Annotated in this window: 21 protein-coding genes; 10 read left to right on the plus strand and 11 right to left on the minus strand. The window is 47.0% G+C overall.

Annotated elements, in window-relative coordinates:
• Positions 1-18: 18 nt before the first annotated feature.
• From folA to rplU, 6 genes are all read right to left on the minus strand, one after another.
• Positions 19-507 carry a type 3 dihydrofolate reductase gene (folA, locus tag VR7878_RS17640; RefSeq protein ID WP_077337337.1) on the minus strand — a complete coding sequence of 163 codons (489 nt, stop codon included), beginning with the start codon at positions 505-507 and terminating at the stop codon, positions 19-21.
• Between the two features lie 64 nt (positions 508-571).
• On the minus strand, positions 572-1,042 hold the full coding sequence (locus tag VR7878_RS17645; protein ID WP_370737103.1) for a threonine/serine exporter family protein: 471 nt from the start codon (positions 1,040-1,042) through the stop codon (positions 572-574).
• Positions 1,043-1,056: 14 nt separating this feature from the next.
• Positions 1,057-1,818 carry a threonine/serine exporter family protein gene (locus VR7878_RS17650; RefSeq protein WP_059123285.1) on the minus strand — a complete coding sequence of 254 codons (762 nt, stop codon included), beginning with the start codon at positions 1,816-1,818 and terminating at the stop codon, positions 1,057-1,059.
• 135 nt (positions 1,819-1,953) lie between these two features.
• Positions 1,954-3,126, minus strand: coding sequence for an Obg family GTPase CgtA (cgtA, locus tag VR7878_RS17655; RefSeq protein ID WP_077337339.1), 1,173 nt, complete (start codon positions 3,124-3,126; stop codon positions 1,954-1,956).
• Positions 3,127-3,307: 181 nt separating this feature from the next.
• Complete coding sequence (gene rpmA, locus VR7878_RS17660; protein WP_021019784.1) at positions 3,308-3,565, minus strand: 50S ribosomal protein L27; 258 nt, start codon at positions 3,563-3,565, stop codon at positions 3,308-3,310.
• Positions 3,566-3,582: 17 nt separating this feature from the next.
• A complete protein-coding gene (gene rplU, locus VR7878_RS17665) occupies positions 3,583-3,894 on the minus strand; it encodes a 50S ribosomal protein L21 (protein ID WP_021019783.1) in 312 nt (103 codons plus the stop codon).
• Positions 3,895-4,164: 270 nt separating this feature from the next.
• On the opposite strand from rplU, the gene ispB reads away from it, so the two are divergent.
• A complete protein-coding gene (gene ispB, locus VR7878_RS17670) occupies positions 4,165-5,136 on the plus strand; it encodes an octaprenyl diphosphate synthase (RefSeq protein WP_077337340.1) in 972 nt (323 codons plus the stop codon).
• Positions 5,137-5,205: 69 nt separating this feature from the next.
• Here ispB and mdh read toward each other — a convergent pair whose 3' ends face one another.
• Positions 5,206-6,141 (minus strand): malate dehydrogenase, encoded by a 936-nt coding sequence (mdh, locus tag VR7878_RS17675; protein ID WP_077337341.1) that lies wholly within the window; start codon positions 6,139-6,141, stop codon positions 5,206-5,208.
• 386 nt (positions 6,142-6,527) lie between these two features.
• Between mdh and argR the strand changes: the two genes are divergently transcribed.
• The 4 genes from argR (at position 6,528) to VR7878_RS17695 (ending at position 11,552) form a co-directional block, all read left to right on the plus strand.
• Positions 6,528-6,998 (plus strand): transcriptional regulator ArgR, encoded by a 471-nt coding sequence (gene argR, locus VR7878_RS17680; protein ID WP_021019780.1) that lies wholly within the window; start codon positions 6,528-6,530, stop codon positions 6,996-6,998.
• 337 nt (positions 6,999-7,335) lie between these two features.
• Positions 7,336-8,307, plus strand: coding sequence for a TAXI family TRAP transporter solute-binding subunit (locus VR7878_RS17685; RefSeq protein ID WP_077337342.1), 972 nt, complete (start codon positions 7,336-7,338; stop codon positions 8,305-8,307).
• Between the two features lie 178 nt (positions 8,308-8,485).
• Positions 8,486-11,038 carry a TRAP transporter permease gene (locus VR7878_RS17690; protein WP_077337343.1) on the plus strand — a complete coding sequence of 851 codons (2,553 nt, stop codon included), beginning with the start codon at positions 8,486-8,488 and terminating at the stop codon, positions 11,036-11,038.
• A gap of 73 nt (positions 11,039-11,111) precedes the next feature.
• On the plus strand, positions 11,112-11,552 hold the full coding sequence (locus tag VR7878_RS17695) for a universal stress protein (protein ID WP_077337344.1): 441 nt from the start codon (positions 11,112-11,114) through the stop codon (positions 11,550-11,552).
• 181 nt (positions 11,553-11,733) lie between these two features.
• Here the strand turns inward: VR7878_RS17695 and VR7878_RS17700 are convergent, their stop codons facing one another.
• The 4 genes from VR7878_RS17700 to VR7878_RS17715 form a co-directional block, all read right to left on the minus strand.
• Positions 11,734-12,534, minus strand: coding sequence for a glycosyl hydrolase 2 galactose-binding domain-containing protein (locus VR7878_RS17700; RefSeq protein ID WP_077337345.1), 801 nt, complete (start codon positions 12,532-12,534; stop codon positions 11,734-11,736).
• A gap of 149 nt (positions 12,535-12,683) precedes the next feature.
• Positions 12,684-13,874: a mannonate dehydratase gene (gene uxuA / locus VR7878_RS17705; protein WP_077337346.1), complete on the minus strand. Its 1,191-nt coding sequence runs from the start codon at positions 13,872-13,874 to the stop codon at positions 12,684-12,686.
• A 96-nt stretch (positions 13,875-13,970) separates the two neighbouring features.
• A complete protein-coding gene (locus VR7878_RS17710) occupies positions 13,971-14,741 on the minus strand; it encodes an FCD domain-containing protein (protein WP_139344140.1) in 771 nt (256 codons plus the stop codon).
• Positions 14,742-14,863: 122 nt separating this feature from the next.
• A complete protein-coding gene (locus VR7878_RS17715) occupies positions 14,864-15,853 on the minus strand; it encodes a TRAP transporter substrate-binding protein (protein WP_077337347.1) in 990 nt (329 codons plus the stop codon).
• A gap of 313 nt (positions 15,854-16,166) precedes the next feature.
• Here VR7878_RS17715 and VR7878_RS17720 point away from each other — a divergent pair, with 313 nt between their 5' ends.
• The 5 genes from VR7878_RS17720 to uxaC are packed head-to-tail and all read left to right on the plus strand — an operon-like array spanning position 16,167 to position 23,339.
• Positions 16,167-16,694, plus strand: coding sequence for a TRAP transporter small permease (locus tag VR7878_RS17720; RefSeq protein ID WP_077337348.1), 528 nt, complete (start codon positions 16,167-16,169; stop codon positions 16,692-16,694).
• Between the two features lie 10 nt (positions 16,695-16,704).
• A complete protein-coding gene (locus VR7878_RS17725; RefSeq protein ID WP_059123297.1) occupies positions 16,705-18,006 on the plus strand; it encodes a TRAP transporter large permease in 1,302 nt (433 codons plus the stop codon).
• Between the two features lie 57 nt (positions 18,007-18,063).
• Positions 18,064-20,439, plus strand: a complete 2,376-nt coding sequence (locus tag VR7878_RS17730; RefSeq protein WP_077337349.1) for a glycoside hydrolase family 31 protein — start codon at positions 18,064-18,066, stop codon at positions 20,437-20,439.
• Positions 20,440-20,451: 12 nt separating this feature from the next.
• Positions 20,452-21,930 (plus strand): mannitol dehydrogenase family protein, encoded by a 1,479-nt coding sequence (locus VR7878_RS17735; RefSeq protein ID WP_077337350.1) that lies wholly within the window; start codon positions 20,452-20,454, stop codon positions 21,928-21,930.
• The gene (gene uxaC / locus VR7878_RS17740; RefSeq protein WP_077337351.1) at positions 21,927-23,339 is read left to right on the plus strand and encodes a glucuronate isomerase; all 1,413 of its coding nucleotides are present in this window, start codon (positions 21,927-21,929) and stop codon (positions 23,337-23,339) included. Before VR7878_RS17735 ends, uxaC begins: the two co-directional genes overlap by 4 nt.

The following is a 23,339-nucleotide window of genomic DNA, read 5'->3' on the forward strand; positions in this document are numbered from 1 at the left end:
ACCGCTCTGCCCGAGTGATCATTCATGACTATGCTCTAGTATTACAAATGACATGTCATAAGCATTTTTCTCATCTTGGGGATACGCTTCCCGATAAGTCTCATGCCATTCAGTACCGATATCCGGAAAACGGGTGTCCCCGTCAATTTCAGCCTGAATATAGGTGAGATATAACCTTGAAGCCAGCGATAAACCCGACTGATAAATACTTCCCCCGCCGATGATCATAACTTCATCCACCTCGCCTGCCAGCGTCAATGCATTTTCAAGCGAGTCAGTTACATCGACCCCGTCTGCGTGAAACTGAGGGTTGCGAGTGATGACGATGTTTTGCCGCCCGGGAAGCGCCTTACCAATCGACTCGAAAGTTTTTCTTCCCATGATGATAGGTTTGCCTAGCGTACAACGTTTAAACCAGGCAAAATCTGCCGGCAGGTGCCAAGGCATTTGGTTTTCTTTACCAATCACCCGGTTATTCGCCATCGCTGCAATCATACTGATAATCATAGAAATACCACCGTCACATCAAAAAAACAGCTGCTATTCTAGCGAGATTCGTGCTGCAAGCAATCTAAACAACTGGCTTTCGACGATAAAATAATAAGCCGGGCACCGCGAGACCAACGGCCAAACCTGCAATAATAAACATCGCCTTCAGGAAGTTTTCCATCAAAACGGAAAATAACTCCGGCGTAAAACCAAGATGATTGATCTCAACCATCGCAATCATCGCCCGGTAAGTGAAAACCCCCGGAACCATCGGAATTAATGCCGCCACAGTGAATACTTTCGGATGGGCGAGAAAACGGTGAGACCAGTGAACCCCGATCATTCCGACCAGTGTAGCAGCAAAAAATGTTCCCCACTCAATCGGCATTCCATACTTCATCAATAGAAAGCGACAACCATGGCCAATCGCACCACCCAGTGCACAATATTTCAATGCCGGTACCGGAACATTAAAAACCAATGCAAAACCAACCGCAGGAATTGACGCAAAGAACATGTCGTTCAACAATCCCAGTAATAGCGTCATCACCATATCTATATTCATCATTACCACCCCGAAACGCCTGTCACAAACATTGCTGCAATAATCCCCAGACACGTTGAAAGTGTCAGGAGCGATGCAATCATAAACCGGGCGATCCCCGTATTGGCATATCCTTTCAGCATGTCAGCCACTGAATTAATCAACGGGAAACCAGGCACAAGCATTAATACTGAGCACGCCATCACCAAAGTCGGGTTATTTCCCCATTGATAACTGACAGCCTGAGCTGAAATTAAAGAGGTGACAAATGCCGTGGCGGCAAAGTTAAGCAGCGGGTTAAAATGTCGGTGAGCAATTTCCTGTCTCACGAACATACCAACAGAAGAAGCAACGAAAGTGGCAGCAAAGATACTCCAGTCTCCGCCAGCGAGACGACTAAATGCTGCACAAGATAATCCAATCATCACGAGCACCAACCAACGATTATATCGCTGTGGGGTGATCCGGTTTAGTTTTTGTTGCGCAAGCTGATAATCAACAATACCTTTTTCCATCATGATACAAATACGCTGAATATCAGTCACAACTTTCATGTTGATGCCACGGTCCTGACATCGACGTGCTGTCGTTATACAATGCGCATGATAAACGGTCGTTACCACCAGTGAATTTGCTGTCAGCGCAACTTCGACTTCATCCATGTCACTGGCAATCCCCATCCGTCTCATGATATCCGCAACTAAGGTGCTCTCTGCTCCATGAGCTAACAGCATCTGCCCCGCCTGAGCAATCAGACGAGAGACTGCTCTCTGTTTCGATGTCATGATTCCCTTCCCAACCTAATCCATTCGTCAATCACATACGAAACTCAGAGTTTGCCCGAAAATGATACGTTGGAAAATGATTTAGACAAAAAAAACCGCAATAAAAATCGCGGTTTAAAAAATTAAATGCATTGATTAGTCTCGGACATAGATCACATGACCATCGTCGTCATCGTCATCATCCCAATCCTCGTCATCCCACTCTTCGGTAATCACATCCGGACTATTCATAGCCGACTGATGGTAGTCATCCCACATAAATTCGACTTTTTCTTCTTCAGTGCGTTCTGACGTTTCTTTTGGCAACGATTCCATAAAATCAGCCAGCTTCATACAGAGTTCACGCGTGCCCTGTTTATTGATGGCTGAAATCCGGAAATATTCATCTTCCCATTCCAGTTCATCCAATACAGACTGAATAATCTGGTCAGCTTCATCTTCAGGGAGTAGATCAACTTTGTTAAATACCAGCCAGCGTGGCTTTTGTGACAACTTGTCATTATATTGATGCAATTCATCAATAATGATTCTGGCGTTTTCAGCCGGATCACTTTGATCAATCGGTAATAAATCGATCATATGTAACAATACACGACAGCGCTCAAGATGTTTCAGGAATCGAATCCCCAGCCCCGCACCATCGGCAGCGCCTTCGATCAACCCCGGAATATCAGCAACCACAAAGCTCTTTTCAGGAACAACACTGACGACGCCCAGACTTGGAATCAGCGTGGTAAACGGATAATCTGCCACTTTCGGTTTTGCCGCCGAAACAGCGCGAATAAATGTCGATTTTCCTGCGTTGGGTAAACCCAACATGCCAACATCAGCCAACAATAGCAGTTCTAAACGAATTTCCCGGACTTCACCTTTCGTTCCCATGGTTTTCTGCCTTGGGGCACGATTGACCGATGACTTGAAACGAGTATTGCCTAAACCATGCCAGCCACCTTTGGCAACCATCAGTTTTTTGCCGTGCTCTGCGACTTCACCAATCACTTCATTGGTATGGATATCCACTGCCCGGGTTCCCACCGGAACACGAAGCACTTTGTCTTTACCGCGTTTTCCCGTACAGTTACCGCCACGGCCATTCTCGCCGCGTTCCGCGTCATAAAAGCGCTGAAAGCGATAATCAATCAGTGTATTGAGGTTTTCATCCGCGAGAATATAAATATCCCCGCCATCACCACCATCGCCACCATCAGGGCCGCCTTTCGTGACGAATTTTTCACGCCAGAAGCTGACAATGCCGTTACCACCGTCACCCGCCTGAACCTTTACGACAGCTTCATCAACGAATTTCATTTTTCACTCCGCATGATTTGCGTTGCAATATTACCTAAAGCTCTTGCTATAAACTTTAGCAGAACTCCGGGCAAATCATTTATAACATTCTTTAAGTGGATCGCCTGCGGATCCACAAACTTGCAATAAACAAAAAACCCCACCAAATGGCAGGGCTTTTAAATTCATCAGGAAGCTAAAATTATTCAGCTTCGATACTAACGAACTTACGGTTTTTAGAACCTTTTACTTCAAATTTCACTTTACCGTCAGATAGAGCGAAAAGCGTATGGTCTTTACCGATACCTACGTTAGTACCAGCATGGAATTTTGTTCCACGTTGGCGAACGATGATGTTACCTGCCAATACAGACTCACCACCAAAACGTTTTACACCAAGACGTTTACTTTCTGAATCGCGGCCGTTACGAGTAGAACCACCAGCTTTTTTGTGTGCCATTGTTAAACTCTCCTACGTTAAGCGTTGATAGCAGTGATTTTCACTTCAGTGAACCACTGGCGATGGCCTTGTTGCTTGCGAGAATGCTTACGACGACGGAACTTAACGATTTTTACTTTATCGCCACGACCGTGTTGTACAACTTCTGCAGTTACTTTTCCGCCATCGACAAGAGGCGCACCAACAGTGATTTCTTCACCGTTAGCAACCAGAAGAACTTTATCAAATTCAACAGTTGCGCCAGTTTCAACGTCTAATTTCTCTAAACGAAGTGTTTGACCTTCGCTTACTCGGTGTTGTTTACCACCAGACTGGAAAACAGCGTACATATTTTACTCCGCTCTTTCCGCACAGCCATCCTACTATTTGAGTAATTTTGGGTGTGCGCTAAACTAATCATCAATAGGGCGCAGATTCTACGCGAATGCTGTTTTTAAAACAAGCGCTATTTTTAAAAAATTGGCGAAAAACAACTCATAGGGCAAAACTCTCTCGAGCCTAGCATTATAGCATGTATTCATTGCTGTTTTTTAGTGTATTATGAGCGGATTCAAAGAACATTATTTCCTTACAAATATCGAACTTCAGCCGGATTTACAATGGATTTTAAAGCTATCCAAGCGCTCACTGCCGATGATATGGCAAAAGTTAATGAGACTATTCTTGCCCAACTTAATTCTGACGTTTCATTGATCAATCAGCTTGGTTTTTACCTCATCAATAGTGGCGGTAAACGCCTGCGTCCTCTGCTAGCCGTACTCTCTGCCCGTGCGCTGGGATATACCGGTGAGGCTCATACTAAAGCCGCTGCATTTATTGAGTTTATACACACCGCGACATTGCTCCACGATGATGTCGTCGATGAATCGGACATGAGACGGGGCAAAGCCACCGCCAACGCAACTTTTGGCAATGCCGCCAGTGTATTGGTCGGTGACTATATTTATACACGTTCATTCCAAATGATGACCCAACTTGGCTCACTTCGGGTGCTGGAGCTGATGAGCCACGCGGTGAATGTTATCGCTGAAGGCGAAGTCCAACAGTTGATCAACTGTAATGATCCGGATATCACCGAAGAGAATTACATGCAGGTGATCTACTCCAAAACAGCCCGTTTATTTGAAGCAGCGACTCAGATCGGTGCGATCCTCAGCGAGTCTGACGCTGATATAGAAAAAGCATTGCAAGACTATGGCCGTTATCTGGGGACAGCATTTCAACTGATTGATGACTGGATGGATTACACATCAGATGGTGATGAAATGGGTAAAAATGTCGGTGATGATCTGGCCGAAGGAAAACCGACGCTTCCCCTACTTCATGCCATGCGCACCGGAGTCCCCGAACAAGTGCAGATGATTCGGGATGCGATCGAAAAATCCAACGGTATGGAACACCTCGAAGCGATCCTTGAAATTCTGGAACAGACCGGCTCTCTGACTTACACTCAGCAAAGAGCACAAGAAGAAGCCGACAAAGCCATTGAGGCACTCCGGATTATTCCTGACAACGAATATAAAGAAGCGCTGATTTCACTGGCTCATCTCGCGGTACATCGCACTAAATAACACGGTTTATTCCTTGAAAAAAAAGCTGGCTAAGCCAGCTTTTTTCATTCTAATCAGTATATCGAATCATTATGATGCGAAATCAACACCAAGCTGAATATCGCCATTCAACGTATCCAGCATACCGTCCAGCGCTTGCTGTTCAAACGCACTCAGTTCGCCATAACTCAATACTTCTTCAATGCCATCTTTGCCTAATTTGATTGGTTGAGCAAAGAACGGTGCCAGTCCGCCATCACTTTCAATATAAGCGCACTCGATCACATTGGCTTCACCCTGAAGCGCTTTTACGAGAGACAAACCAAAACGACAAGCAGCCTGCCCCATTGATAATGTCGCACTTCCGCCACCGGCTTTTGCTTCCACAACTTCAGTTCCTGCATTTTGAATACGGTGCGTTAAGGCAGCAACTTCATCATCAGAGAAAGAGACGTCTTTGACCTGAGAAAGCAAAGGAAGAATTGTCACCCCTGAGTGGCCGCCGATTACTGGCACATTCACATCCAGTGGGTTTTTCCCTTTCAGTTCACTGACGAATGTTTCTGAACGGATCACATCCAGTGTCGTGATACCGAACAATTTACGTTTATTATAAACACCTGCTTTTTTCAACACTTCCGCCGCAATAGGAACAGTAGTATTAACAGGATTCGTGATAATTCCGACACAGGCTTCAGGACAAACGACCGCAATTTTTTCAGCAAGAGATTTGACGATCCCGGCATTCACGTTAAACAGATCTGAACGATCCATACCCGGCTTACGGGCAACTCCCGCAGAAATCAACACGACATCAGCACCTTCAAGGGCTGGCGTTGGATCTTCTCCTGAATAGCCATTGATTGAAACAGGCGTCGGGATATGACTGAGATCTTTTGCTACACCTGGTGTCACAGGTGCAATATCGTAAAGGGCAAGATCAGAACCGGCAGGTAGATGATTCTTCAATAACAGAGCAAGGGCTTGACCGATACCACCAGCGGCACCAATAACAGCGACTTTCATTTGTAATTCTCCTTGAGCGTTCTCTCGATATTTCTTTTATAGGGTAGTTATGCAACTGGAAAAGCTATAGCAATTACAACTTGATTACAATTGGCTCGCGCTAGCTTTGCGAAGTGACGCAAGAACCAGTTTGAAGCATCGGCCTGAGCAAGCCTTCCCTACAGTATTAGTATCGATTATACAATACGTTATGCTTTATATATCCATTTATACCAAAATAGCTGACAACTGATTCTCTATATTGAATTTTAAATCAGTTGGAGCATTGTGCATAACTATGCGAAAATATTCAAAGGATACATAAGGTCGCTATTCATCTTGTGTGGTAATTTTGATAACCGTAAGGCTGATGCCATCTACTGGCTAAAGTCTTTGCTAAGTAAATTATGAAAAACGTAGATAAACAGGACTTACTCGTCCGCTCATTTAAAGCGTTACTGAAAGAAGAACGCTTCGGCTCTCAAAGTGACATCGTCGAGGCTTTACGCAGTGAAGGATTTGAGAACATCAATCAATCCAAAGTCTCCAGAATGCTCACAAAATTCGGTGCAGTCCGGACTCGCAACGCAAAAATGGAAATGGTGTACTGTCTTCCGGCAGAATTAGGAGTCCCGACCGTTTCAAGTTCTCTGCGGGAACTGGTACTTGATATTGATTATAATCCGGCGCTGGTCGTCATTCATACCGGCCCCGGTGCTGCGCAACTCATTGCGCGCTTATTAGATTCTCTCGGTAAGTCAGAAGGCATTCTTGGCGTCGTTGCCGGAGACGATACCATTTTCATTACCCCAACCCGTCAAATTTCCGTTGAAGAGTTACACCATTCCGTATGCGAACTTTTTGAATACTTCGGGTAATTTTTGCGACATAAAACACTAGTGATAAAAAAGACAATATCTTGCTTGTTGAAGTCATTAATGTGATTAGTATCACATCTTCAGTATCTCTAGTGTTTGATTTTACTCATATTTAAACTATTGATTCCATTCACCAATTCGATTCTCTTTTGCCAGATATTTCTCTGATATTTTTGTCATATGTGTAATTCTCATTAACAATATTTCAATTTTGTGCCAATTTTTTGATATTATCGGCTCACTTTTCCAGTCATTGTGAAAAGTTGCTGTTTCTTCAATGGGAACGCTCTTAGTCTATATTCACTGAGAGACAACAAGCAAAAAGGAAGGAATATTCATGGCATTGAATAAAATTATGAAACTTAGCGCCATTACTGTCGCAGCCATTGGTGCAAGCGCTGCCGTCAATGCGCAAGAATTCATTACAATAGGAACAGGCTCTGTCACCGGTGTGTATTACCCAACTGGTGGTGCAATATGTAAACTCGTGAATAAAGATCGCAAGGAACACGATATTCGTTGCTCCGTTGAATCAACGGGTGGTTCCATTTATAACGTCAATACAATTCGCTCCGGTGAACTTGATTTTGGTATCGTCCAGTCCGACTGGCAGTATCACGGCTACAACGGAACCAGTAAATTCGCTGAGCAAGGCCCTTACAAAAAACTACGTGCAATGTTCTCTCTTCATACAGAACCATTTAACGTCATTGCCCGTACCGACGCCCATATCGATAATATCAAAGATTTAAAAGGCAAACGTGTCAACATCGGTAACCCCGGTTCCGGTGATCGCGCCACGATGCAAGTTGTCATGGATAAAATGGGCTGGACGAAAGACAGCTTTAAACTCACTTCTGAGTTGAAAGGTTCGGAACGTTCTCAAGCGCTGTGTGATAATAAAATCGATGCGTTTATCTACGTTGTCGGTCACCCGAATGGTTCTATCAAAGAAGCAACCACATCATGTGATGCGAAACTTGTCCCTGTAACCGGTCCGGAAATTGATAAGATCGTTGCAGAAAACCCTTACTATACTTATACCGATGTACCTGCCGGGATGTATCGGGGAACCGATCAGGACGTAAAAAGCTTCGGTGTTGCAGCAACACTGGTCACCAGTGCGGATGTCTCTGACAAAGTTGCTTATAACGTGGCAAAAGCTGTGTTTGAAAATTTTGATACCTTCAAAAGACTTCATCCGGCATTTGCTCACCTGAAAAAAGAAGACATGGTGAAAGCAGGGATTTCAATTCCGCTTCATCCGGGTGCAGTCAAATATTACAAAGAAGTTGGCTTACTCAAATAAGAATCTCCTCAGGCTAACGTACTGATAAATCATGAGGAGGCCGAGCGCCTCCTCTTTGTATTTTGGTATTGCATGAATCACTCATTTTAATTTCGCAATATCGTTTCTGACTTTCCGCGGATGTTGAAAGTCATGGTGTAACTTCATCATTAGACCATCAATAATAAGGATAACGTACATGACGCAGGCAAATGTGCAGGACATGGTGGCACAGGCAGATACAGGTGCTCGCAATCCCAAGGGCCTTGCAGGCCGGATTCTCTGGGTTGTTCCGGTCTGTTGGTCACTCTTCCAACTTTGGTATGCTTCCCCGCTACCATTCATTTTTGATTTTGGCGTTCTCAACGACACACAGGCGCGTTCAATCCATCTGATGTTTGCAATATTCCTTGCATTCACCGCCTATCCGGCCATGAAGAATTCTTCCCGGGATCACATTCCCCTGATTGACTGGATACTGGCATTACTCGGCAGTTTCTCCGCTGCTTATATTTATCTGTTTTATGAAGCACTGGCAGGTCGTTCAGGGGCTCCGACAACCGTTGATATTGTGGTCTCAGTAATCGGTATGGTGTTACTTCTTGAAGCCACTCGCCGGGCTTTAGGTCCACCGTTGATGATGGTGGCAATGGTATTTCTCGCATATACCTTCGCCGGACCGTATATGCCGGATGTCATTGCACACAAAGGCGCAAGTTTAAATAAAGCGATGTCTCACCTCTGGCTCACCACCGAAGGGGTCTTCGGCGTTGCTTTGGGTGTTTCAACCTCATTTGTATTTTTGTTTGTGTTGTTCGGTGCGATGCTCGAAAGAGCCGGTGCCGGTGCCTACTTTATTAAAGTCGCTTTCTCGTTGTTGGGCCACATGCGAGGCGGGCCGGCCAAAGCCGCAGTTGTCGCCTCCGGATTATCCGGACTGGTTTCCGGCTCTTCGATTGCCAATGTCGTGACCACAGGGACATTTACCATTCCGTTGATGAAACGCGTTGGTTTTCCCGGCACCAAAGCCGGTGCCGTAGAAGTGGCCGCCTCAACCAATGGTCAGCTGACACCACCGATCATGGGCGCAGCCGCTTTTCTGATGGTTGAGTATGTCGGTATTTCTTATGTTGAAGTGATTAAAGCCGCTGCGCTGCCAGCGATCATCTCTTATATCGCCCTGATTTATATAGTCCATCTCGAAGCCTGTAAAGCTGGTATGGAAGGACTGCCGCGGCGTAAAACGGTCACCCTGCTGCAGAGCGTGCTGTCTTTTACCGGCACAATTCTGGCACTCGGTGCCATCAGTGCCATCGTCTATTACGGTGTTGGTTGGACCAAGTCAGCCTTTGGTTCAGCGGCAACACCTATCGTGACCCTCGCGCTACTTGCCTCCTATATTGGTTTGGTCAAAATATCTTCTCGCTATGTGGATCAGACCGTTGATATCAACGAAGAACTCAACGAAGTACCTGAACCCGGTCCGACACTAAAATCAGGGCTACACTTCCTGCTGCCAATCGTGGTGCTGGTCTGGTGCTTAACCGTTGAACGTTTTTCTCCCGGATTATCAGCATTCTGGGCAACCGTGTTTATGATCTTCATTTTGCTGACCCAGCGTCCTTTAATGGCTTTCATGAACAAAACCGGTGATATTGCCGCCCAAGCAAAAGTCGGCTTGAATGATTTCTTTGAAAGTCTCGCCTCCGGTGCGCGTAATATGATTGGTATCGGGGTTGCGACCGCAGCCGCCGGGATCGTCGTCGGTGTGGTCACCTTAACCGGGATCGGACTGGTCATGACTGACTTTGTTGAGTTCATTTCCGGTGGCAGCGTGATCATGATGTTGATCTTCACGGCGGTAATCAGTCTGGTGCTGGGAATGGGGCTGCCGACCACGGCAAACTATATTGTGGTCTCAACGCTGATGGCTCCGGTCATCGTAACGCTCGGGGCGCAACACGGTTTGATCATTCCCTTGATCGCGGTTCACCTGTTTGTGTTCTATTTCGGTATTCTGGCAGACGATACGCCACCGGTCGGGCTGGCTGCATTTGCTGCATCCGCGATCGCCAAATCCGATCCGATTCGAACCGGTATTCAAGGGTTTACCTATGATATCCGGACCGCCATCTTACCGTTCATGTTTGTCTTCAATACCCAGCTGTTATTGATTGGGATTGATACTTGGTGGCACTTAATGCTGACCATTTTCTCTGCCATTATCGCGATGCTGCTGTTCTCGGCGGCAACACAAGGATGGTGGTTTACCAAGAATAAATGGTGGGAAACGCTCTTACTGCTTGCGCTGACTTTTACATTCTTCCGCCCCGGGTTCTGGTGGGATATGCTCTATCCGGAGCATGAACTCCATCCGGGAACCGAGATTTACCAGGTGACGCAACGGCTTCATCCGGGAGAAGCATTAAAGTTGGTTGTCTCAGGCGACAAAATGAATGGTGAACATGTCACGAAAACAGTTCGGCTGCCATTTGATGAGCGCGCCAAAACAGCCGAAGAGAGAGTCAGCTCAATGGGCTTGATGCTGACCGAGAAAGGGCAAGATATGATCGTCGATATGGTTGAATTCGGGAGTCCGGCAGAAGCCTCCGGCATTGATTTTGACTGGAAGATTGACTCAATCATTGTCGAATCTGAACGACCAATGAAAGAGTGGGTTTTCGTTCCGGCACTGTTCCTCACGTTATTATTGATCTGGAATCAAAAACGTCGCATTAGATCATCAAAATAGATGTCACATCAATATGCCTGACACAGGTCAGGCATATAATGACCCGGATTCTGGCTAGAGAGGTGATATACCCATGTACAAACACATTCTTGTACCTGTTGATTTAAACGAGCAAGGCTTTGCCGATAAAGCGGTAGAAATCGCAGTCTGGCATGCAAAAAATTCCAATGCGGAGATACATCTGCTCAATGTGCTTCCCGGCATTCATATGTCAATGGTTTCGACTTATTTCCCTAAAGATGCGGCAGCCAACATGAAAGCTGACGTCAAAGCACAGCTCAAAGCTTTTGCGGAAGCGCATATTGACGAAGAAGTGGTCTATCATCTTCATATTGCAGAAGGGAAACCCTATAGCACCATTTTGGATTATGCCGAAAAACTGGGCAGCGACCTGATTATCATGCCGAGTCACAAACGCTCCAAAATTGATAAGGTGGTCTTAGGCTCAGTAGCCAGTAAAGTGGTACAAAACTCCCCGATTCATGTACTGGTTGTCAAACCTCAGGAATACTAATCTCAGCGCGATTGAATACTGGGATGAAGAGAATACAAAACAGGTGCAGAGTCGAATCGGCACCTTTTTTATATGTTCAGTCTTATATGCTCAATTGCTTCAAAGACACCTTTCTTCAAAGATAAAAAGCTTCAAAAACAAACAGCTTCAAAGATAAACAGCTTCAAAAACAATCTGATCGTCACAACGGAAAGTGCGTCACACATACCCCTTCACTTAAACCGATTTGGCAGCTTTCTTCCTGCCCGTCCAGTTGAACCGTTAATCGATATAAATCCTGTGGATCCGGATGTTCGGGATTAAAATAACGTGGTGCCTCAACCTGAAAAACCGCACTGGCCTGATCGCTTCTCATATCAATCGGGATCTGATAGCTCATCCCGTCAAATTTAATCACCGCTGATACCAGCCCGGGTTTTAACATTTCAAAATAAATATGAACCAACAGTTCACAGCCACCACCGTGATGCCAGACCTGTTCCGTTGTCAAATGGGTCAATCTGACGTGGCGGATGCACTGTAAATAAGGTTCCCGCCAGATACCGACGCGTGAGTCATAATGACGAACGGGCTCTTTTCCCAGAAAGCAGAGCGGATGTTGTTCGACTTCTATCAAGGGTTCATCGTCAGGCTCGAGAAATAAAATCTCAAATCGGTTCCGACCGGGTTGAAGTAATGATTTGATATCTTTGCGATAAACAGATGACAACCCATCACAGTCAAACAGAGCGACGCCATTGAGGCGGATCTCTGCATGATGGTCGATCCCTTCTAAAACGAGATCAATCCCCGTGAAACTCAGCAATGCGTCATCCACTTCAATATCGTGCATGAGGTGCCATTCCTGTGCTGCAATCTCTGCTTCAGAAAGCGTGACAGGGAGAACCTCGCTCAGCGGTGCGGGAAAACAGATATCATCCTGAGGAACCGTGAGATCAGTCAGCGGAGAGAGCTGCCAATAACCTGCCAGTGAATATTTCATATGCCACAACTTGTTCTGGATCAATTTTTACATTGTCCCAGAGTCGCAGCTATTTTGAAAGAATCAAATCTCTGCCCATAAAAAAAAGCCGCTCAACAGCGGCTAAATCAATCAACGGCAAAAAACGTCATCAGGTACAGATCAATCATTTACTTACTGGTGTAAAATGCCCTTTTTAAAGCAAGTTCGACCCCGCGAATCTCAGCCAGCCCTTTTAAGCGGCCGATACAGGAATAACCCGGATTGGTTTGTTTTTTCAGATCATCGATCATTTGATGACCGTGATCCGGACGCATCGGAATACGGCGCACATCCCCTTCCATTTCACGTCGATGCTCTTCTTTCAGCAGTGCATTAATCACGTTGTACATATCCACATCGCCATCTAAATGCGCGGCTTCATGGAAACTCATCGGGTTACCTTCTTCACGCAAGGTTGAACGCAAGTGAGTGAAGTAAATCCGGTCACCATAGGTTTCAATCATCCGCACCAGATCATTATCGCCGCGCACCCCGTAAGAACCGGTACACATGGTGATTCCATTCATCATACTTGGCACTGCTGTTGTCAGTGCTTCAATATCTTCAATGGTTGAGACGATCCGGGGGAGACCAAGAATCGGACGCGGTGGATCATCCGGATGAACCGCTAATTTGAGGCCGTACTGTTCACATGTGGGCATCAGTTCCTGAAGAAATAGCACCATATGTTCACGCAGTTTTTCTTTGTCGATGCCCTGATAGGTATCAAGACGCGCCTGAAACTCTTCTAACGTATATCCTTCTTCTGCCCCCGGTAAACCCGCAATGATATTGGCGGTTAATTTCTTAATTTGTGCCTGAGACATCTGTTCGAAACGGGCTTTCGCCTGAACTTGTTCTGCTTCAGTGTAATCGGCTGTTGCCCCCGGCCGTTTGAGAATGAAAAGTTCAAATGCCGCAAATTCAATCTGATCAAAGCGCAGTGCTTTTGACCCGTCGGGAAGCTGATACTCCAGATCCGTACGTGTCCAGTCGAGTACCGGCATAAAGTTGTAACACACGGTATCAATGCCACATTCGGCGAGATTAATCAGCGATTGTTTGTAGTTTTCAATCCACTGTGCATAGCGACCAGTGCGCGTTTTAATCTCTTCATGTACCGGAACACTTTCGACCACAGACCAATTAAACCCTTTCTGTTCCAAAAGTGCTTTACGCTTGAGGATCTCATCTTTGCGCCATACTTCACCGTTCGGAATATGATGCAATGCAGTTACAATTCCCGTGGCGCCTGCTTGTTTAATATCATCTAAAGACACAGGATCGCTTGGGCCATACCAACGCCAAGTTTGTTCCATAATTGTTTCCTAGTTATTCGTTTTCCAGTGATTCGTTTTTCAGTGATTCATTGTTGAGCCATATCGAATGAGTGCGACATGGTTTTATCCACAAAATTAGCGAAACAGATAACCATCAAATAACGGGTCATCCATATCGGATAATTGAAACAGCGTCTGCTTTACATTTTCGATGTGTTGCCACATCGCTTGTCTTGCCCCGTCCGGATCTCGCTTTTGTAATGCCTGTAAAATCCGCTCATGATCCTCTAACCATTGACACCGGTAGGTATTGCTTTTAATACGAGAATGCAGTTGCTGCCACATTGGGCTTTCATTTCGCCGCTCCCACAAATCATGAATGATGTCACTCAGAACACTATTTTGAGAGGCTTCAGCAATCGTCAGGTGGAATAGCCGGTCATATTCGTAGTCTTCAGTCCCATTTTCCAGATTGACGCGCTCTTGATCCAAATAGTACCGAAGGCGGGAAATTTCATTCTTGGTTACATTCGATGCAGAAAAACTCGCGATCTGGCTTTCCAGAACCTGTCGCGCCTGTAACAATTCGAACGGCCCGACATCACTACTGCGGTTTAACTCTGGCGCCTGCTCTTCCTGGCATGTGTCCGGCAATTTAATGACATAAACCCCCGACCCCTTGCGGACTTCAACAAATCCTTGCAGTTCTAACATGATAATCGCTTCGCGAACGACGGAACGGCTCACATCCAGTTCTTCAGCGATCTCCCGTTCAGGCGGCAGACGATCCCCGAGACCAAACTCTCCGGACGCAATTCTGTTCTGCAATCCAAGGCCTATTTTTTGATAAAGACGCTGTGGATGAATCATATCAACACGAACACCGAGGTTTGTTTGAATACCCATATGATCTCGCTTAGTTCACTACCGTTAGTCTGGGGGCAGGTATTATTGGATACAGATACAACGACAATCGAACCCTAAAAATTGGTTGACCAAGATACATTGGTCAACCTTTGATGACACGCTTAATTTGTTGCCAGCGCATCAATTTCTTTGACATATTTTGCAATTGCTTGATTACTCAATGCTTCATCATGCATCGGTTTCACCGCATCAATAAACGGCTGCTTCTCAACTTTTACGAAAGAAACACCCATTGCTGTTTTCGCTTTTTCCTGCGCCTCGGCAATCATTTTGGTCCAGAGATCTTTGTGATACAGCATTGACTCTTTGGCAGCTTTACGAATAGCAACTTGCTGATCTGGCGTGAGTTTATTCCAAGACTCTTCACTGATAACCAATACATCAGGAATCATGGTATGTTCATCCATGCTGAAGAATTTCGCGACCTCACCATGACGAGAGTTGGTTAAAGCCGTTTCATTGTTCTCAGCACCATCAACCACGCCTTGTTGCAGCGCAGTGTACAATTCACCATAAGCCAGCGGAGTTGGCGAGCCGCCCATAAGTTTAATCATGTTGACTGCGGTAGGGCTGGGCTGAACACGAATTTTCATCCCTTTCAGATCAGCAGGTGATTTAATTGGTTTCTTGGCGTAGAAGCTACGCGCACCACCATCATAATAAGTTAATCCGATGAAACCTTTTCCTTTTGATGCATTTAAAATATCGTCACCAACCTGACCGGTCAGCACGCGGTAAAAGTGGTCGCGATCATGGAAAATATAAGGGATGTTAAATGCACCATAAGCCGGTTCAAAAGACTCCAGCTCACTCGCATTTGATTTCGCGATATCCAAAGCACCATTTTGCAGCAGCTCCATCGACTCACGTTGGGTTCCCAACTGGCCATTCGGATAGATGCGAATTTTCACCTCACCGTGGGTATATTCCTTTACTTTCTCTGCCATATATTGCATCGACTTGTGAACCGGGTGATTTCTGTCTTGGTTATGGCTCAGCTTTAGAATGGTGGTCGCAGATGCCGTAAAAGAAATTGAAGCAGCCGCCACACAGGCCATCAGGGTAGACAGCGTTTTTTTATTCAACCGCATAATGTTCTCCATTTAGAGTGATGTTATTTTCATGCGTTATCTTTCAGATTGTCGGATGAGCGATCCATGCCTACTCATCTCATCTTTAGTAGGTCACCCTTAAGTTAGCTGCCAATGCAGACCAATTTCAATAAAAAACTTCACATTGGTTGACCAACTTCATAAAAAATGACCACAACTGTTCAGACCAAATATTAATGAGAGTTCGATCACAGGCTGTTTCTGTGTGACATGCTCTAATGCCAAGCGATTTTATGAAAAATAATTTCCCCTACATGCTTATATAACAAAAATTGGTTTACCAGGAGTCATTATGGACAAGTTAATAGGCGTAATTAATCGAGGGCTGTCGATATTCTGCATCGGGTTATCCAGCGTCCTTGTGATTTGCGTCGTCTGGCAAGTTTTCTCTCGGTATGTATTGAATACCCCCAGTACAACGACAGACGAGCTCGCTCGCTTTCTTTTTATATGGGTCGGCCTGATGGGTGCGGCATATACATTGGGACAAAAACGCCATTTAGCCATTGAATTACTTGAACAAATTTTAGAGAAAAATCCGGCTAAGCACAGCATTCTTCGGCTTGTCATTAATGCAATCAGTATCATTTTTGCCAGTGTCATCATGGTTTACGGCGGTGGAAAACTGATGCTGCATGTTCTGGAAACCGGTCAGATATCTCCGGCACTCAGTCTAGAAATGGGCTACGTTTATGCAGCAATTCCCCTCAGTGGGATCTTTATGTTGATTTATCTGACAACTGACTTTTTGACCAACCTGAGAACTCTGATGTGTAGTAAGTCACATAAAGAGGATTCTGTGGCTAACCAATTAAAATAGGAACTGACTCATGGATTGGCAAATTATTATTGTTCTGTTTGGTACCTTCTTTATTTTCTTGGGATTAGGCGTACCAATTTCATTTGGTATTGCAATTTCATCACTGCTGACAGTCATGCTCTCGCTCCCTTTTGATGCAGCAATTGCGGTCATTTCGCAGAAACTGGCTTCAGGTTTGGATAGTTTCTCTTTACTCGCCATTCCTTTCTTTATTCTTGCCGGAAACATCATGAATCAGGGGGGCATCGCCCTACGGCTGATTAACTTTGCGAAAGTGCTGGGCGGCCAATTACCGGGATCATTAGCCCACGTCAATGTACTGGCGAATATGATGTTCGGTTCAATTTCCGGCTCAGCAGTTGCATCCGCAGCAGCGGTCGGTGGCACCATGTCTCCGTTACAAAAGAAAGAAGGCTACGATCCGGCCTATTCCGCAGCCGTCAACATTACCTCTTGTCCGACCGGATTACTGATTCCGCCCAGTAATACTTTTATCGTCTATTCATTAATTTCCGGCGGGACATCGATTGGCGCCTTGTTTCTCGCAGGTTACATCCCCGGCCTGATCATGGGCTTAGGTTTAATGGTTGTCGCGGCAATTATTGCGAAAAAACGCAACTATCCGGTCTCCGAAAAACCCAGTGGTCAAATCGTACTGCAAAGAACACTCGATGCGCTGCCAAGCCTTGGTCTGATTGTCATCATTATGGGCGGGATTATCGGTGGTATCTTTACCGCGACTGAAGCATCCGCCATTGCAGTGGTTTACACACTGATGCTGGCGGTGGTGTTCTATCGTGAAGTCACGATCAGACAAATTCCGGCGATTATTTTGGAGTCGGTGATCACCACCTCTATTGTACTGCTCTTGATCGGTGCCTCAATGGGGATGTCCTGGGCAATGGCCAATGCCGATATCCCTTACATGATCAGTGATGCACTGATGAATGTATCTGAAAATCCGATCGTCGTCCTGCTCATCATTAACCTGATTCTATTAATCGTCGGGGTCTTTATGGATATGACGCCGGCCCTGTTGATTTTCACCCCGATCTTTTTGCCGATTGCGATGGATCTGGGAATGGATCCGGTTCACTTCGGAATCATGATGACGTTTAACCTCTGTATCGGTATCTGTACGCCACCGGTCGGTAGTGCACTGTTTATCGGTTGTTCGGTAGGTAAAGTGAAAATCGATAAAGTGATCAAGCCATTGCTGCCTTTCTATGCAGTCTTAGTGCTCGCGCTGATGCTGGTCACCTACATTCCGGAAATCAGCTTAGCACTGCCTCAAGCCTTCCTCGGCTATTAATCTCACTGGTATTCTTGGGGGCGTACGATAGGGGCGCCCCGGTGTAAGGACTAAATGATGAAAACATTAAAACATTGGCAATGGGATTCAGCTCTGGGTAACGAAATCATTCTTCGCTGCGATGCAAAACATACCCTGCATATCTTTGTTCTCGAACCCGATATCTTCCGCGTGCTAGTCAAGAAAAATGAAAGCTTGCGCCTCGACAGAACCTGGACCGTCTCCCCTGCCGCCGATGATATCGACTGGAACGGCCGGGAAAGAACATCGGTGCAAGGCTATTCGCTGCCCGATTATCAGTTAAAGCACAATGATGATGTAGTTGAAATCGCTACCGACCGCCTGAAACTGACCATCACACAACCCTTGCAACTCCACTGGCACTACCATGCACAGGGGGAATGGCAGCCCCTCGCCCATGATCGTAAAACCGGTGCAATTCAGCTTGCGACAAGTAGCGAAGGGATCGCCCACTTCATGCACCGGGGCGATAACGAGCATTACTTTGGACTCGGAGAAAAGACCGGGAATCTCAACCGGGAAGGCCGCCGTTTTGAGATGCGTAACCTCGACGCGATGGGATACAACGCCAGCTCGACAGATCCACTTTATAAACACATCCCGTTTTATATTACCCGGACACCACAGAATGTGAGTTACGGTTTGTTCTACGATAACCTCGCCAGCTGCTGGTTTGACTTGGGCAATGAACTCGACAACTATCACATCAAATATCGTAGTTATCGTGCTGAAGACGGCGATCTGGATTTTTACTTCATCCTTGGCCCGCAAGTTATTGATGTCACCCGCTCGTTTGTCAAACTGACCGGCGGCACAATCTTCGGCCCGAAATGGAGTTTAGGCTACAGCGGTTCGACAATGCGTTATACCGACGAACCGAATGCCCAGGAACTGCTCGAGAGCTTTGTCGATCAGTGCGCAGCCCATCAAATCCCATGCGACTCTTTCCAGCTTTCATCAGGCTATACCTCAATTGGCGATAAGCGTTATGTCTTTCACTGGAATCATGACAAAGTCCCCGACCCGACGGCCATGTCTGACTATTTCCACCAGCATGGCTTGAAGCTCGCAGCCAACATCAAGCCCTGTCTGCTGCATGATCACCCGATGTATCAGGAAGTCAAACAACAGGGGCTGTTTATTCAGGATTCAGAAAGCGATACTCCGGAAATATCGGTCTTCTGGGATGCGGAGGGTTCTCACCTCGACTTTACCAATCCGAAAACCATCGACTGGTGGAAAAGCAACGTCACCAAACAGCTGCTTGAATACGGTATCGACGCAACATGGAACGACAACAATGAATATGAAATATGGGATCGTGAGGCGCGCTGTTACGGGTTCGGCAACGCCATCCCGGTTAGCTTGATCCGACCGTTACAACCCCTGTTGATGATGAAAGCGTCGTACCATGCCCAGCGAGAATTCGCACCGCAGTTAAGGCCTTACCTGATCTCCCGTTCCGGATGTCCCGGCATGAACCGATACGTCCAGACTTGGAGTGGTGACAACCGCACCAACTGGACGAGCCTGAAGTACAACATCAAAATGGGCTTGGGCATGAGCCTATCGGGTTTGTACAATATCGGCCATGATGTCGGTGGATTCTCCGGTGATAAACCGGATCCCGAACTCTTTGTCCGTTGGGTGCAAAATGGCGTGATGCACCCGCGCTTCACCATTCATTCATGGAATGACGACGGGACGGTCAATGAACCGTGGATGTACCCGGAAGTCACCCCGATTATTCGCAAAGCGATGGCACTGCGCTATCAGCTGATGCCTTATCTCTATGATGCGCTGTGGCTGGCTCACCATGAACATCAACCAATGCTTCGTCCGACCTTCCTCGATCATGAGCATGATGCCAACACTTGGGCGGAAAATGATGACTTTATGCTCGGTCAGTCGCTACTGGTAGCCTCAGTGGTTGAACCGAATCAACGTCAGCGTGATGTTTATCTCCCGAATAACACCGTCGGCTGGTATGACTTCTATACCCACCAATGGTTTAGTGCCGGTCAAACGATCACTGTACCGGCCGCGTTAGAGACGCTGCCGCTGCTGGTCAAAGCCGGCTGTGTACTGCCGCTCAACCCGGAAACCGGTGTCGCAAATACCCGGCATGACAACCAGCGTGTGTTACTGATTTTCCCGGCTCAGGGCACACATCATTTTTCGCAAACCATTTTTGACGATGACGGTGAGAGTTATGCCTATCAGAATGGTCAATATGCCGAGCTGTCTGTCGCTGTGACAACCGATGCCAAATCGGTTCAGGTCTCCGTCTCGAAAGCGGGTGACTTCCAACCCGATTATGATTGCATCGAGATTCAACTCCCTATGACGGAAAACCGGCAGCTGATCGTCAACGGTCAGCCAACTGAGAACCATCATCATATTTCAATCTGAGAAGAGAGCAACATGAAGACGATAGCGAATACACAACTCAATTCTGGCGTATCTTTACCGGAATATGATCGAAGCCGTCTGGTGACGAGAATAGTTCACTTAGGATTCGGCGCATTCCACCGCGCACATCAGGCGCTCTTCACCCATGAAATGTTACAAAAAACCGCCAGTGACTGGGGAATCTGCGAAGTCAGTCTCTTCACCAGTGAAGACCTGATCACCGCACTGCGCCGTCAGGATCACTGCTACACCGTCGCAGAAAAAGGTGCAGAGGAAACGGTTGTCAAAGTGATTGGTGCCGTGACCGAGTCATGCCATCCGAAGTTGGACAGTATTGAAGCGGTACTGGAGAAAATGGCGGAACCGCAAGTGGCAATCGTCTCGATGACCATCACCGAAAAAGGGTATTGTGTCGATCCGGCGACAGGTCAGCTAGACCTGACTCACCCTCTGATTCAACAGGATTTACAAACACCGCACGCCCCCAAATCAGCGCTCGGTTATATCGTTGAGGCGCTGAAACGACGTCATGAACGAGGCTTACAGCCTTTTACGGTCATGTCATGCGATAACATCCAAGAAAACGGGCATGTGGCCAGAGCCGCGGTGCTTGAATTCGCCCGCCAACTGGATTCGCAGCTTCACCGCTGGATCGAAACCCATGTCACGTTCCCTTGCACCATGGTTGATCGGATTGTACCGGCAGCAACGCTTGATACACTTGACGAAATTGCAACGTTGTTGGGCTGCGACGATCCATGTGCGATTGCTTGTGAACCCTTCAGTCAATGGGTGATTGAAGATAACTTCGCTGCCGGGCGTCCCGAATGGGATGTGGCGGGCGCAGAGTTTGTTGACGATGTCGTCCCCTATGAAGAGATGAAACTGAGAATGCTCAACGGGAGTCACTCGTTTCTCGCTTATCTCGGCTACCTCGGTGGCTATGAGCATATCTCTGACACGATGACGGATGCAGGCTATCGTCAGGCCGCTTTCGACATGATGCTCAAAGCGCAGGCTCCATCACTCAATATGCCGCAAGGAACCGACCTGACAGCCTATGCCACCCAACTGATTGAACGTTTCAGCAACCCAAGTCTCAAGCACCGCACCTGGCAAATTGCGATGGACGGCAGTCAAAAAATTCCGCAACGGATGGGTCACAGCCTGAAATATCATCTGGCTCATGGCAGTGATTTTTCGTGGATTGCAACCGGGATTGCCGGCTGGATGCGTTATGTCTCAGGTATTGATGAGCATGGCAATGAGATTGATGTGCGCGATCCGATGGCAAAGCAGCTCCGTGATATCTGTGATCAACACGGACTCAATGTATCGGTTGTGCCGGCATTGCTTAGTGTGGAAGCGATTTTCTCTCGCGAACTGGGCCAGAACCCACAAGTCATTGACGCTGTGAGTCACGCCTATCAATCGTTACTGGATCATGGTGCCCGCGCAACGGTCGCAGCACTGTCAGGAGGAACCCAATGAAGAACTTTATGGATGAAGACTTTTTGCTGAATACGGAAACCGCGCGTCGTCTCTATCACGAATACGCCTGTCATCAACCGATTTATGATTATCACTGCCATCTGAGTCCGGCAGACGTCGCGAATAACCGTCAATTCGAAAACCTGACCCAAATCTGGCTCGCAGGTGATCACTACAAATGGCGAGCGATGCGCTCGGCAGGGGTGTCTGAACACCAGATCACCGGGAATGCCAGCGACTATGACAAATATCTCGCTTGGGCCAATACGGTGCCGCAAACATTAGGGAATCCTCTGTATCACTGGACGCATCTGGAACTGCGTCGTCCATTCGGCATCACCAATACCCTGTTGGGGCCGCAAACCGCGAATGCGGTCTGGGAACAGTGTAACGAACGATTGGCCATGCCAGACTATTCTGCCCGGGGAATCATGCAACAGATGAACGTTGTCATGGCGGGTACCACGGATGATCCGATCGACTCACTCGAACACCACCGGACCATTGCTCAGGATAATGATTTCGATATCGCGGTTCTGCCAAGCTGGCGCCCGGACAAAGTCTTCAAAATAGAACTCGATGGTTTCGCTGACTACATCCACAAGCTGGGGGAAGTCGCTGATATCAACATTGAACGTTTCAGTGATTTACTCAGCGCACTCGATCTGCGTCTGGCTCACTTCGATGCCCATGGCTGCCGTGCCGCAGACCACGGGATTGAGATTGTACGCTATGCGCCGATCCCGGATGAAAAAGCACTTGATACCCTGCTGAGACGTCGCTGCAATGGTGAAACACTCTCTGAATTGGAATGCGCCCAGTTTTCAACCGCGGTGCAAGTCTGGCTCGGTCAGCGTTACGCCAAGCTTGGTTGGGTTATGCAACTCCATATTGGTGCACAGCGGAACAATAACAGCCGCATGTTCGCCCAACTCGGTCCGGATTCGGGCTTCGATTCAATTGGTGATCGGCCGTTTGCTTTTGAACTGGCTCATCTCTTAGATGAAATGGATAAGACCGACGCCCTGCCCCGAACCATTTTGTATTGCCTCAATCCGAGAGACAACGAAATGATGGCGACCATGATTGGTAACTTCCAAGGCGGCGGGATTGCCGGCAAAATCCAGTTTGGATCGGGATGGTGGTTTAACGATCAAAAAGACGGAATGCAGCGCCAGATAGAGCAGCTCTCACAGCTTGGCCTGCTCAGCCAGTTTGTCGGTATGCTGACCGACTCACGTAGCTTCCTCTCTTATACCCGTCACGAGTATTTCCGGCGGATTCTGTGCAATATGTTAGGAGGCTGGGTCGAAAATGGCGAAGTCCCCAATGACTTCTCGTTACTCGGTCCGATGGTTGAGAATATCTGTTTTGGCAATGCGAAACGCTATTTTGAAGCGAGGGATTAA

It is taken from the genome of Vibrio ruber DSM 16370 (assembly GCF_900163965.1).
GTDB lineage: Bacteria > Pseudomonadota > Gammaproteobacteria > Enterobacterales > Vibrionaceae > Vibrio > Vibrio ruber.